The following is a 13,117-nucleotide window of genomic DNA, read 5'->3' on the forward strand; positions in this document are numbered from 1 at the left end:
TTCTCCTTCAGGAGCGCAGCCCAGTCCTGCCGGGCTCGCTAAACGGCCATCAGGACAACCGGGATATCGTCGACGCGCTTTCCATGGGGCTGTCACCGCGCCGCTCGTAAGCGCGCTGGTCACGCAGAATCTGGAAGGCGATCGTCAAAAGCTTGCGCGCGATGGCAACACGCGCCTTGTTCACTCCTCTGAACTTCAATTGCTCATACTGGGCGCGCAGCTGCGCATCGCTGGCGATGGCCGGGGCGACCGCCTCGACGAAAGCCCAGCGTAGCCACTTGTTGCCCTGCTTGATGATCTTGCCGTGAAAGGTCTTGCCGCCGGAGGAATAGGTCGACGGCACCAGTCCGGCATAGGCGGCAAGCTTCTTCGGGTTGCGAAACCGCGCTAGGTCGTCGATCTCGGCGTCGATCAGCCGGGCGAAGAACTCGCCAATGCCAGGGATCGTCTTCAACAGCCTCACATTGGTATTGGCCTTGGTCATTGCCCGGATCGTTGCTTCCGACTGCTTGATCCGCACGTCGATGTCGCCGATGAAGTCGAGGCCACGGTCGATCTGGATGCGGTCGATCTCCGAGACCTTCACCTGCGCCAGCTGAATGCGGCCGGCCTTGCCGAACAGGTCGCCGAGCTTCTTCAACTGTGCCGTCTGCTCCGGATAGCGATCAAACACCGTGACGATACGGTTCTTCGTCATCGTCCGCAGCCGCACGTAAAACATCCGCTCACGAAGGGCGACGCGCAGCTCGCGGGCTCGCTCTCCAGGAGCCCAGGCCTCCGGCACCAGGTCGGCTCTGAGCAGATGCGCCAGCACCGTCGCATCGATCTTGTCGGTCTTGATCTTGGCGTCGGCGATCGCCTTGACCTTCCAGGGATGGGCGAGAACGACATCATCACAAATGTCGTCGAGCCAATCGTAGATCACCATCCAGTTGCGGGTGGCCTCGACAACCGCATGCGAATTCTCCCGGTAGCGTTCCAGAAACCCACCCAGAGACTGGCGGTCGTTCTTCACCCGGCCGGATCTCAGCGTCTTGCCATTGCTGTCCTGCACCACCAGGTGGCTATAGGATTTGTGGTAGTCGACGCCGATATGGTAATTATAAGAGGCAGTCATGCTTCCAACTCCTTTATTGAGATCTTGCGAACCCCAACAAGGTAAGCCGAAAGGCTCGAAGCGTGACTGTCCCTCGACCATCACCTGCATCTCAGTGATCCGTTCTATCGGTGAAGGCGGCCTCTTTCATGTCACCTCCTTATGCGGCCAGGACGTCGGCATAAACGCGATCGGCGAATTCCTTCGGATCGGTCGAGCGTTTGAAGACCTGTACGTCGCGAAGCTCCTGCGCATAGAGAGCGATTTCCGTCTTGAGATCGCCGCCGACGGGATTGTGGTTATGCGTCTGGCTCTTCAGCACACCGACCAGATCCTCGACCGACTTGTCCTTCGGAGCGTTGGGCAGGAAGGCCTTGGCGGCATCTTCCGGCTTGGCGACCGCCCAGTCCTGCGCTTCGAGAAGCGCGCGGGTGAGCGCGGCCGCCGTCGGCAGGTCGTCGCGGATGAGGCTGCCGCGCAGGCCGACGATGCAGCAGACGCGGTTTTCGAAACCGTGGTCGAGGTTCGACGCGACCTGGACGTATTTCGGGTCCTGCAGCCAGAAATAGGCCTTCGGGTCGCCGTCGGCGATCGCCGAGATCTCGCCCTTCTCGGCGGCAAGCTGCAGCAATTCGCCCGGATACTGGCGCCATTCGACATCGGCGACCGGATCGATCCCTTCCTTCTGCAAGAGGATCGAGAAGAAGTTCTTGCCGGGGCTTGCGAGGTCGGAAATGCCGATCGCCTTACCCTTCAGATCCGACAGCTTGGTAATACCGGTGGACTTCAGCGCGACGAGACGCGAGCAGCCACCATGCGTGCCGGCGGTGATCTTGACGTCGAAGCCCTGCTCCAGCGCCTTCAGCCAGCGCAGCGCCATCCCGATGCCGCCGTCGGCCTTGCCGGTCGCGATCGCTTCGAGGAGCGCGTCTGTGGAGCCGCCGAAATTGATGAGCTCGACGTCGAGACCGTATTTCTCGAAGATTCCCTGCTCCTTGGCGAGATAGCCCGGCGCCAGGCAGATGGCGGTCGCATTGGTCGCGAATTTCAGCTGCTTCAGTGCTCCACCACCGGTGAGAACCGCCGGTGCGGCAGCGCGTGCCGCGATGCTTCCGAGCGAGAGTGCGCCGAGCGGCGCTGCAACGCCGATCGCGCCTGCCGCTCGCAGGAAAGAGCGGCGGTCGATGCTGGAGACTCCGTTGCCTGCCCCAAATAATGTCTTTGCATTCCAAACCATTGTCCCAGCTCCTATTGTTCTGATGGTGAAAACATACGGAGATGCCCCGGCGCTCCGCAGATCGACGAAAATTCTTACTCGGCTGCCTGGATGGTGCCTTGCGCATCCCGCTCGGCAATCAGTGCCCGGACGCGCGGAATGAGATCGCGGCCGTAGTGGAAGGCATCCTCCAGCGGATCGAAGCCACGGATGAGGAAGGTGGTGATGCCGAGATCGTAATAGTCGAGCAGCGCTTCGGCGACCTGGTCCGGCGTGCCGACCAGCGAGGTCGAGTTGCCGCTTGCCCCCGTCAGTGCCGCCATCTCGGTCCACAGGCGCTTGTCGAGACGCGCGCCGCGGGCAGCGGCAGCCAACAGGCGCTTCGATCCTTCGTTCGGCGGATTGTTGCCGGCACGGCGACGGATATCGATCAGCTTTTCGGCACCCGGATGGTTGCGCAGCGCCTTGGCGCGTTCGAGGAAGCCGGCCGCCTTTTCCCAGGCCGCCTCTTCTGTTTCGGCAAGGATTGGACGAAGCGAGAGGCTGAAGCGCGGCGAGCGACCGTATTGGGCGGCAATCGCGCGTACCTTATGAATGGTCTCGGACACCTGCTCGTAAGTCTCGCCCCAGAGGGCGTAGATATCGGCGTGTTTGCCGGCAACCGAGAAGGCCGCTTCCGAGGAACCACCGAAGTAGATTGGGATGCCGTCCGGTCTCTGTGGCTTCACATTGGCGAAGGCCTGTTCGACACGGTAGTATTTGCCGGCATAGTCGAAGGGCTTGTCGCTCGTCCATTCCTGGCGGACGATGTCGAGATATTCGCTGGTGCGGACATAACGCTCGTCCTTCGTCAAATGATCGCCGTCCTGCGCCAGTTCCTGGTCGTTGCCGCCGGTGATGATATGAACCGCGACACGGCCGCCGGTCAGATGATCGAGCGTGGCAAGCTGGCGAGCCGCCAGCGTCGGCGCGGTAAAGCCGGGCCGGTGGGCGATCATCAGCTTCAGCTTGTGCGTTCGGTTCGCGACATGCTGGGCGATCAGGATACTCTCCGGCGAGGTCGAGTTGAAAGCGAAAAGCACGCGGTCGAAACCGCCGTTTTCGTGGATCGCAGCCGCTGCTGCGATATGATCGGGATTGATGATCGGTCCCTTGCGCGCGATCGTCTCGGATGCGTTGTGGTTTCCGATATAACCGATGAATTCGACGGGCATGCTAACCTCCGTTCGGTTGTCATACGCCGAGGGCAAGACGGCCTGCGCCAAGGCGGACCGTATCTTCCTGCGGACTGTGGATGCGACCGCAGAGCACATCACGATGATGGCGCTCGAGCGGGTTGTTGCGGGAGACCCCGTGATTGCCGGTCAGCTTGAGAGCCTTTTCCACGGCGGCGATGGCATTTTCCGTAGTGACGACCTTGATGAGGCCGGCTTCCGACTGACTAAAGGGCGTCCCTTCATCGACGTCGCGTGTCGCCGAAGCGATGAGACGGCGATTGACGGCAAGCAGTTCCTCGATCTCGCCGACGGCCTGCTGAATGCGTGGCACCGAGGCGAGCGGTGCGCCGAGATTTGTCGGCACGCGGTTTTTGAGGAAGCTCACCAGCCAGTCTCGCGCCGCTTCGGCAATGCCGGTGTAGAGCGCGCCGGGAAGGATGCCGAACCAGGCCGCCTGCCCCTCGCCGCGGCTTCCCCATTCCTCCGGCAGGCGGATATCGACGGCATGGTCCAGCAGCACTTCCGCATTGTCGAACACGGCGTCATGGCTGCCGGTTGCGCGCATGCCAAGCGGATTCCAGGTCTTTTCTATGGTGACGCCCGGTGTTTTCAGCGGCACCAGGAAGCCACCGACGCGCGGCTGTTCTTCATCCGTCCGCGCCCAGACGATCGCGTAGGTCAGACCCTCCGCACCGGTCGAATAGATCTTGCGGCCGCTGAGCGACCAGCCGTTTTCCGTCCGCCTCGCCGTCGTCGCCGGCAGGCCGCCGCGCACCGGCGTGCCGAGTTCGGGCTCTACGCGGAAGGCATTGATCAGCGCGCCGTTCTCGACCGCATCGGACAACACCTTGCGGACCAGATGCTCCGGCCAGCGGCCTGTCGGGATCGTCGCGAGGTTGATATATTGCATGATCATGATCAGCGCTGTCGAAGGCTCGCCACGCGCAATCGTCCGGATCACATCCGCGGCTTCCGCAAGGCCCGCCCCGCCTCCGCCGAATTCGGCGGGCGCTGTCAGCGCGACAAGACCCGCTTCATGCAGCAGCCGTATGTTTTCGAAGGGAAAGGCGGCGCTTTCGTCATAGATGGCAGCGCTCTCGGAGAAGCGGCCCGCTAGTACCGCGGCGCTCCGCAATGGATCGAGCGCTTCAGTGACCGGTTTCTGCCGAAGATTCTGCGCCGTCATGCCTATCATCTTCCTCTTGAATGGTCCGCTCACTCGGCAGCAACTGCGGGCAATCCCGTCAAGGCGGGAAAGAAAGCCGCGATTTCCTCCACCGTCTGCTCGATGCGCCGACGTAGCGGCTCGGCGCTTACGCGGTAATCCACAAAATCGCGATCGGCCGCATAGATGGCAGTCGGCAGCGTGTGCGACGTGAAGAAACCGAAAAGCGGACGAAGCTGATGCTCGACCATCAGCGCATGCCGATCTCCGCCGCCCGTCGCGGTCACAATCACCGGCTTGCCGCGGAGCGCCAGCGGATCGATGAGGTCGATCAGATGCTTGAAGAGGCCGGGATAACTGCCCTTGTATGTCGGCGATCCGATGATGAGGATATCGGCCGCCGTGACGTCCTCTATGAGCTGCCTGGCATTCGGGTCCAGATCGTCGAAGCGCAACGCATTGCCGAGCGAAGGACCGGCATCATGCAGATCGTAGATGCGCTGTCGAAAACCGTAACGCTCGGCAGCAAGCGCCGCGGTGGCCTCGACAAGAACACGCGATCGCGAGGGACGGCTAAAGCTTCCAGCCAGACCAACCAGCTTTGGACGAGACATGAAATTCCCCTTGTCGATTTAGAGCGGAGCAGAGGCGTCGCGATCTGCTCCTTAAATAATATTATCTACCGATTTTATAGACTAAAGGAAAAGGCGCGTCGTATTGGCGGTGTTTGGCGAAAAATACTGCTGTTTTGGAGGGGTGCTTCGAAACCGTATCGCTGGCGATGGGGCTTTGGCGAAGGTTACACTTCAGCCGATTGTGGCAACCATGCGAAGGAGAAACGAAGTGACGGCAATCAATTCCCTGAACAGCACACTCGCGGATTTTCAGGCAAAACGGGCGGAGACGATGGCACCCGACAAACTGAAGATCAACGTGGATCAGCGCCGCCTGCTGGTGGAGACGAGCAACCGCGACGGCTTCATCAAGGTCGGCGATGCGGTCGAGCCCTTTGATCTTGTCGAGGTCGGCGGCGAACGGCTGACGCGCGATGCTCTTCTGGAGAAAGGCCCGCTCGTCGTGGTGTTCCTCCGCTTTGCCGGATGCCCGGCATGCAATATCGCCCTGCCCTATTACAACAAGCATCTGGCCCCGGAACTGGAAAAGCTAGGTGCAACGCTGGTCGGCATCAGCCCGCAGGTGCCGGAACGACTGGTCGAGATCAAGGAGCGCCACAAGCTCGACTTCCTGATTGCCAGCGACCAAAACAATGCGCTTGGGCGCCGCTTCGGCATCCTCTACACATTCGACGAGCCATCGAAGCAATCGTCGATCGCCAGCGGTTCGCCGATCGGCGAAGTGACGGGCACGGGCACATGGGAACTGCCGATGCCGGCGGCGATCGTGATTGATCAGACCGGCCATGTGCGCTTTGCCGATGTCAGCCCCGACTGGCTGGCCCGCACCGAACCCGGCGACATCATCGACGCGGTCCGCAAGCTCACCGCGCGCGCCGCAGCCTGACCCGAACCCAAAGACGCCTCAAGCAAACGAGAATTAAAGTGACTCAGGACCACCACAGCCCTCACGACCACAACCATCATACCGACCATTGGCGCGACAATGGCGTAAAGGTGATCCCCGGCAATTCGCTCGATCCCAACACGGCCCAGACGCCTGGCATGAACCGGGCGACCGCCATCAGCAAGGCGCGGGCCGGCGCCGAGAAGATCTGGGCCGGCACCGTCACGATCCACGCCAATGCCAAGACCGGCGCCCATCACCATGGTGACCTCGAAAGCATCATCTACGTTGTCAAGGGCAAGGCCCGCATGCGCTGGGGCGAAAACCTGGAATACACCGCCGAAGCCGGTCCGGGTGATTTCATATATGTACCGCCTTACGTTCCGCATCAGGAGATCAATGCCAGCCGCGATGAAACGCTCGAATGCGTCCTGGTGCGCTCGGGCCAGGAACCGGTCGTCGTCAATCTCGATATCGAACCGGTCGAAAGGCCGGAAGAGGTCCGTTGGATTGATCCGATCCATCGCTGATCCGAGCCTTGTTAGGCGTGAACGACATCTTTTGGACGGCGCTGCCAATCCGAATCCTGCCGGCAGCTAAGCGTCGTCCTTCCCGATGAAGGCACGAGTTTGTTACTGGAACAGAGGGTTCGCGTCGCGACTGGTCGAATAGCGAAAGCCTGCATGCTGCCTTCGCATCCTGCGAACTTGTACACCTTGAAGGGAATCGAACCGTCGGCGGCGTCGCCCGCTATACCTAAGCCTCCGATCCCTTGGTTATTACGTTGGTTAAGAGTCTTCGAAGCTTATGTTAAGGACCTACGCGAAATCCAGGACAATGCCGCGGTGTTCGATATCGCCACGCTCGGCAATCGCAGCTGACCGGCGTTACCGGTCGAGGTCGGCATGGTCGAGGCCGAAGTGATCCAGAACAAGCTGAAGATTGCGGCGATTGGATTTGAAATAGACGTCGAAGACATCGCCAAGCACCGGCACACTTCCCGCAACCGTGTCAAAACCGACATTGACCAGCATCTTGACGAGCTTGTCGTTCGGCACGCCGAGACGCCGAGCCTCGTTGACGATGATGAGACTGACGGCGGCGGCCGCAAAATCGCCGACGCCGGGGATCAGGCCAAGGACCGAGTCTGCCCCGAGCGACATGCGTGTACCGGGAATTCGGAGCGCCGTATCCATCAGCCGCGCCAGTCCGCGTATCCGGCGAAGGCGCGTAAGCTGTTCGATGGGTATGTGGGACTTCTTCATTCTTTTTGTTTGGTCTCCGCGCCCTGCGATTCAAATGTCATGCAGCAGCCTTATGCTTGCCAAGCCGTGTCGCTTTCCATTTAATTGCCAGACTCTGGTTGCAATAATAGTTAGTTACGCACATAAATTGAGAATTGCCATTTAATTGGGTCTTCCTCAATTTGTGTGGTGCTCTGAGGAGCTCCGTGCCTGCTCTGCCATACATCGCACGTTTGATCGTCTTCAGGCGGTTGATCTGGCCTTCCGCCTGGCCGTTGCTCCAGGGCAATTCGATGGCGTTGCGTTCACAGTTCTGATGTGCGCACCGCCAGCGGCTCAACCGAAGCTTCACCGTGACGGTCTTGCCCTGGACCGGCAGATCTTGAAGGCTTCGGTTGGACCAACCGTGCCGATTTCGGGTCCGCCGTCCGCAATCAGGGCAAATGCCGAAAGCTAGTCCGGCAGCGGAAACAACCCAACTGTCATCATCAGTGAGCGCGACAACCAGAACTTTTGCCCCTGGACCGGGCGACCATTTCGATTTGGTTTGCATGCCCGCCCATAGCGGCATCATGTCTAACGCTGAGTGACCACACAAATTGAGGAAGACCCGCTTTAAATGCCAAACCAGTCGAAACAGCCGCAGTCTCATATTTAACTGCCAAGCGACACCCTTTGTTTCGAGCTTTTGGGGACACCATGTTCTACGGGATCTAGACATCGCAGCCGAGGCCAAGCTGGAAGAGAACCCCGCAAGGTTTGAGGACTTTCAGCCCGCAACGCGAGGGGAGCTCTTGTTTCCCGAGGCCTCGTACTGCACGTCGGGGGAATCATTCCCTGGTTCCCCACGGCGTTACTGCGACAGGAAGCGCTCGGGGCGGAACGTGGCGAGCATGGGATGCTCAGCGCCCGTCGCGACCTCGTAGGCGAGCAACTCACCCACGATTGGGCCGAGCGTTGCCCCGCTGTGGCTGAAGGCGACGTAGTAGCCGGGAATGGCCTTGAGGGCACCGATCACCGGTTCGCCATCGCCGGGGATCGGCTTGCCACCGACTCCGATGGACGCGACTTCAAGCTTCGGATTGTCCTCCATTACCTTGGCTGCCTCGGACAGCAGGGCATTCACCACAGTCTCATCGATGTCATACCCGCCATCAGGACGCACCTTCACGCCTTCGTCGGCGGCCCAATCGCCATCCAGCGAGAAGGTGCCGCCCGGCGCCGGACGCACGGCGACGCGTGGCGTGTTGAGAACGGCGCGCAGGGGATGAGCGAGCGGTTTGGTCTGCACCAGCAGCGCAACCGGGGTTCCATCATCGATCGTCTGGCCGCTTTCCGCTACCATATTCGGTACGGCGGGACCCGTCGCAAGCACGACGGCATCGGCCCGGAAGCGGCCGCCCGTCGTTGTCTCGGCGCCGAGGGCGCGGCCACCCTCGACTAGCACCCGTGCCGCCCCCTGGTCTGTCACCAGCGTGCCCCCGCGCGCGGAAAACTCCTCCAGAAGCACGCCGATCAGGGTCGGCAGGTCAACCCATCCCTCGCCCGGATTGAAGATCGCTCCCTGCGGCGTGATCGCGCGTGCATCGAGGCCGGGCGTGACGCCGGCGACGTCGTCTGCAGAAAGCCACTGCGCGTCATAGGCAAGTGATACCTCATGGCGATAGGCGGCGGCGATCTCGTTGCGTTCATCGTCGCCATCCCAGGTCAGGCCGCCGTCGAAGCGAAGCCAGCCGGCATCGGGATACCGCACTGAGAGCGTGCGGTAGCGATCGATGCCGGCCATGCGTAGGCGGTGATAGGGTTCCGAGCGCATGCGCGCCGAGTTCAACCAGGAGAGCGAGCGGCCAGAGGCGCCGTTGGCCGGCGGACCGTCATTGAGGATAGTAACGCGGATGCCGCGGCGGACGAGCTGGACGCCCGTGGAGACGCCGAAGATGCCGGCGCCGATGATGATTGCCGAAGATATGGTGTTGTCTGTCATGGAATTTCTTTCAATCGCTTGGTCATGCAGGTGAATGGAACGGGTCAGGGCTCTTCCCAGCGGCCGGTGACTGCGGAGCGGAACAGTGCTTCGATCGCCTTCATGTTGGCGATCGCATCATCCAGTCCCGTTTCGAGCGGTTTGCCGGAGAGAACGGCTTCGGCGAAAGCGTCGGCTTGTTCGCGGTATTGGTCGACCGGCGCGATGGCGATCTCCTCCCGCCCGCCGCCGGCAAGGTCGCGGCCGTCGTCGAGGATGAGTACGGTCGGCTCGTCGGCCGCCGCGTTGATGGGAATGGGGATCTCCAGACGCCCGCGCGCTCCGAGAACCGTCACCTTCTGCGTGCGGGCAAGCTGCGTCGAGCAGGTGAAGACGAGCTGCCGTCCCTCGGGAAACTCCAGCAGTCCGCTTGCGAGGCGGTCCGTGCCGAAGGCCGGGTCGCGTTCCATCAACGCGATCGCCCGCAAGGGTTCGGCATCGAACAGGAAGCGCGCCGTGTTGACGGCGTAGCATCCGACGTCGAACAGTCCGCCGCCGCCGATATCGGCCTGGTTTCGCACGTTCCGCGGATCGTCGAGATAGTAGGAGAAGATCGTCTGGATGACTCGAGCCTCGCCGATCCGCCCTTCGGCGACCAGCGTCCGCGCCTTCTTCCACTGCGGATGGTGGCGTATCATGAAGGCTTCGGCGACCGGTAGGTTTGCCGCCTTCTGCGCGGCCGCCAGTGTCATGGCCTCGCCGGCGCTCAGGGCGATCGGCTTTTCGCACAGCACCGGCTTTCCCTGTTCCAGCGCCTTGATCGTCAGCGGCACATGCAGGTGATTGGGCAGCGGGTTATAAATCGCGTCGATCTCGGCGTCGGCAAGCAGGCTTTCGTAGTTGCCATAGGCCTTGGCAATGCCGAACGCCGCCGCCGTTTCCTCCGCCCTCTTCAGGTCGCGCGAGGCGATCGCCGCAACCCGTCCGGATCGGCTAGACTGGATCGCGGGGATGACCGCCTTGATCGCGATCCCGGCGCAGCCAAGCACGCCCCATCTTATCATTTGTGTCATTGTGATCTCCCTTGGTCGGGGTCAGAGAACTTCCGCAAGAAAGCGTTGCAGGCGCGGGCTCTGCGGATTGTCGAAGATCGCATCAGGCGTGCCCGCTTCCATGACGCGTCCCTCGTCCATGAACACGACCTGATCGGCGACGCGCCGGGCGAAGCCCATTTCGTGCGTGACGACCACCATGGTCATGCCGCGACTCCCGAGATCGGCCATGAGGTTCAGCACCCCCTTGACCAGTTCGGGGTCGAGTGCGCTCGTCACCTCGTCGAACAGAATGACCTCCGGCTCCATGGCGAGCGCGCGGGCGATGGCGACACGCTGCTGCTGGCCGCCCGAAAGACCACCCGGCCGGTGATGCTGGCGGCCGGCGAGCCCGACATCAGCGAGCCGCGCCTTGGCGATGCGCTCGGCTTCGGCCGTCGCCAGGCCCTTGATTTTCGTCAGCGACAGCATGACGTTCTCGAGCGCTGTGTGATCCGGGAAAAGATTGAAATGCTGGAAGACCATGCCAACACGGCGGCGCAGCTTTTCCGGCTTCATGGCGAGAATGCTCTCGCCATCGAGAAGGATGTCGCCGCGCCTCGGTTCGACGAGACGGTTGAGACAGCGTAGCAGGGTCGACTTACCGGATCCGGAGGGGCCGATGATGCAGGTGACGCTGCCCGCCTTTACCGAAAGATCGACGCCTTTGAGCACTTCCAATTCGCCATAGGCCATACCAAGGCTGCTCACGTCGAGACTGCCACCCTTGAACGAGGCTTGATCCGCCGCGAGAGCACCGCGATTGGCACCGTCGAGTTCGCTAACTTCCTCCAGCCCGCTCATGACGATCGCCGGGCGCTGCTTGCCGAGCCGCAAGCGGTTGTCGATGGCATTGACAACATGGGTGAGCGGCACGGTGACAACGAGGTAGAAGACGCCCGCCAGAAGCAGAGGCGAAAGATTGCCGGTTACAACGGCCTGATCCTGGCCAACGCGGAAGATCTCGCGTTCGGAGGCGAGCAGGCCGAGGAAATAGACGAGGCTCGAATCCTTGACGTTGCCGATGAACTGATTGACCAGCGCCGGCAGCACGCGTCGCACCCCCTGCGGCACGACGATGAGCCGCATGCCCTGACCATAGCTCATGCTGAGCGCCCGGCAGGCTTCCATCTGGCCGCGATCGACGCTCTGGATGCCTGAGCGGAAGATTTCGCCGATGTAGGCGCCGGCGATTAGGCTGAGCGCGAGGATGCCGAGCGGATAGGGCGACGGACCGAAGAGCTCCCGGCCAAGCCGCGCAAAACCTTGACCGATCAGGAGAATGGTGACGATGGCCGGCAAGCCGCGGAAGGCGTCCGTATAGATGCGGGCCGGGATGCGCAGCCAAGGCGAACGGGAAATGCCCATGATGGCGAGCACCATGCCGATGATGACGCCAAGCACCGTCGAGGCTGCCGCAAGGATCAGCGTGTTCTTGAGACCGACAGTAATCATGGTCGGCAGCACTTCGGCCATGGCGTTCCAGTCAAGGAAGCTGCGGCGCAGGTTTTCAAGCCAGTTCATCAGGCGGTCCCTTAAACGAGAAGCCGGTCCGACGGGCAGCAGCCGGACCGGAAAGCGAAATCAAGGCTTGGGAAGGTATGCGGCCGGCATCGGCGTGCCAGGGAACCACTTTTCATGGAGCGTTTTCCAGGTGCCGTCCTGCATGGCGGCGCCAAGGCCCTTGTTCAATGCCTCGCGCAGCGCGTCGTTGCCCTTGCGCAGGACGAATCCGGCCGGCGCATCGAAGCTTGGAATATTGACCGCCACCTTCATCTCCGGATAACGGCCTGAATAGTCCTTCGCCGCCTCGTAATCGAGAAAATGCGCGTCGATGCTGCCGTTGTTGAGCGCTGCAACGGCAGAGTTGTTGTCCGGGAATTTGACGAGATCGGCGTCGGTGAAGTTCTTCTCGGCATAGATTTCCTGGAGCGTGCCCTGCACGACACCGAGCCGCTTGCCCTTGAGGCCGGCAGCGTCGGTGATGCCAGCATCCGGCGTAAGCACAGTGAGATAGCCTGCCAGATATCCGTCGGAGAAATCGACCGTCTCCTTGCGCTTCTCCGTCGTCCCGATTGCGGCCGCAGCAACGTCGAATCGGCTGTTGGCGACCGAGGGCATGAGGGCGGAGAACTCCTGGCCGGTGAAGATCACCTGCTCTTTCTTGAAACCGATCCGCTCGGCCACATTGAGGAACAGTTCAATGTCGAAGCCCGTGAAATTTCCGTCGGAGGTGGTGAAGGCATAGGGCTTGGCGTCGCCCATCGTGCCGACGCTGATGACGGTCGGGTCAATCAAGCCATAGGGATTGTCTTCGGCGACGGCGGGTGCTGTCGCACCTGCCGCAAGGCCGAGAGCGGCCGCGACGAGAGCGGTGCGCAGTATGACGAAGGGGAAACTTACAACTTCGGAAAATTTCATTTTTTTGGTCTCCTCTGGTGGTTTAGTTGCGATGCTTCAAGACGTAGAGATCCCATCCCGGATGACGGAGATAGAGCATTTTTCTTGAATTTGAGACCGGTATCTTAATGAATGAGACCGGTCTCTTTGATTTCTGTCAATAGTTATCTTCGCATTTGCCAGTCGTCAATATCTCTTGTAAGG

Annotated in this window: 13 protein-coding genes; 2 read left to right on the forward strand and 11 right to left on the reverse strand. The window is 61.3% G+C overall.

Going from position 1 to position 13,117, the window contains the following annotated elements; genetic code table 11:
* Nucleotides 1-49: 49 nt before the first annotated feature.
* The 5 genes from ACZ9DP_RS01575 to msuE all read right to left on the reverse strand — a co-directional run bounded on the left by ACZ9DP_RS01575 (nt 50) and on the right by msuE (nt 5,308).
* Nucleotides 50-1,117: an IS110 family RNA-guided transposase gene (locus ACZ9DP_RS01575; RefSeq protein ID WP_476199890.1), complete on the reverse strand. Its 1,068-nt coding sequence runs from the start codon at nt 1,115-1,117 to the stop codon at nt 50-52.
* Between the two features lie 139 nt (nt 1,118-1,256).
* Nucleotides 1,257-2,333: an ABC transporter substrate-binding protein gene (locus ACZ9DP_RS01580; RefSeq protein ID WP_476199892.1), complete on the reverse strand. Its 1,077-nt coding sequence runs from the start codon at nt 2,331-2,333 to the stop codon at nt 1,257-1,259.
* 74 nt (nt 2,334-2,407) lie between these two features.
* Nucleotides 2,408-3,526, reverse strand: a complete 1,119-nt coding sequence (locus ACZ9DP_RS01585; protein WP_476199893.1) for an LLM class flavin-dependent oxidoreductase — start codon at nt 3,524-3,526, stop codon at nt 2,408-2,410.
* A 19-nt stretch (nt 3,527-3,545) separates the two neighbouring features.
* The gene (locus ACZ9DP_RS01590; protein ID WP_476199894.1) at nt 3,546-4,715 is read right to left on the reverse strand and encodes an acyl-CoA dehydrogenase family protein; all 1,170 of its coding nucleotides are present in this window, start codon (nt 4,713-4,715) and stop codon (nt 3,546-3,548) included.
* Between the two features lie 29 nt (nt 4,716-4,744).
* A complete protein-coding gene (gene msuE / locus ACZ9DP_RS01595; RefSeq protein ID WP_476199896.1) occupies nt 4,745-5,308 on the reverse strand; it encodes an FMN reductase in 564 nt (187 codons plus the stop codon).
* 229 nt (nt 5,309-5,537) lie between these two features.
* On the opposite strand from msuE, the gene ACZ9DP_RS01600 reads away from it, so the two are divergent.
* On the forward strand, nt 5,538-6,215 hold the full coding sequence (locus tag ACZ9DP_RS01600; protein ID WP_476199898.1) for a peroxiredoxin-like family protein: 678 nt from the start codon (nt 5,538-5,540) through the stop codon (nt 6,213-6,215).
* 38 nt (nt 6,216-6,253) lie between these two features.
* The gene (locus tag ACZ9DP_RS01605) at nt 6,254-6,745 is read left to right on the forward strand and encodes a cupin domain-containing protein (protein ID WP_476199899.1); all 492 of its coding nucleotides are present in this window, start codon (nt 6,254-6,256) and stop codon (nt 6,743-6,745) included.
* Nucleotides 6,746-7,102: 357 nt separating this feature from the next.
* Here the strand turns inward: ACZ9DP_RS01605 and ACZ9DP_RS01610 are convergent, their stop codons facing one another.
* From ACZ9DP_RS01610 to ACZ9DP_RS01635, 6 genes are all read right to left on the reverse strand, one after another.
* Nucleotides 7,103-7,480, reverse strand: a complete 378-nt coding sequence (locus tag ACZ9DP_RS01610) for a DUF4112 domain-containing protein (RefSeq protein WP_476199900.1) — start codon at nt 7,478-7,480, stop codon at nt 7,103-7,105.
* A gap of 37 nt (nt 7,481-7,517) precedes the next feature.
* Nucleotides 7,518-8,012, reverse strand: a complete 495-nt coding sequence (locus ACZ9DP_RS01615; protein ID WP_476202145.1) for a transposase family protein — start codon at nt 8,010-8,012, stop codon at nt 7,518-7,520.
* A gap of 300 nt (nt 8,013-8,312) precedes the next feature.
* On the reverse strand, nt 8,313-9,443 hold the full coding sequence (locus ACZ9DP_RS01620; protein ID WP_476199901.1) for an NAD(P)/FAD-dependent oxidoreductase: 1,131 nt from the start codon (nt 9,441-9,443) through the stop codon (nt 8,313-8,315).
* 44 nt (nt 9,444-9,487) lie between these two features.
* Nucleotides 9,488-10,495, reverse strand: a complete 1,008-nt coding sequence (locus ACZ9DP_RS01625; protein WP_476199902.1) for a Gfo/Idh/MocA family protein — start codon at nt 10,493-10,495, stop codon at nt 9,488-9,490.
* 21 nt (nt 10,496-10,516) lie between these two features.
* Nucleotides 10,517-12,037 carry an amino acid ABC transporter permease/ATP-binding protein gene (locus tag ACZ9DP_RS01630; RefSeq protein ID WP_476199905.1) on the reverse strand — a complete coding sequence of 507 codons (1,521 nt, stop codon included), beginning with the start codon at nt 12,035-12,037 and terminating at the stop codon, nt 10,517-10,519.
* 60 nt (nt 12,038-12,097) lie between these two features.
* On the reverse strand, nt 12,098-12,934 hold the full coding sequence (locus ACZ9DP_RS01635) for an ABC transporter substrate-binding protein (RefSeq protein ID WP_476199907.1): 837 nt from the start codon (nt 12,932-12,934) through the stop codon (nt 12,098-12,100).
* Between the last annotated feature and the right edge of the window lie 183 nt (nt 12,935-13,117).

It is taken from the genome of Rhizobium sp. USDA 4016, from assembly GCF_056279705.1.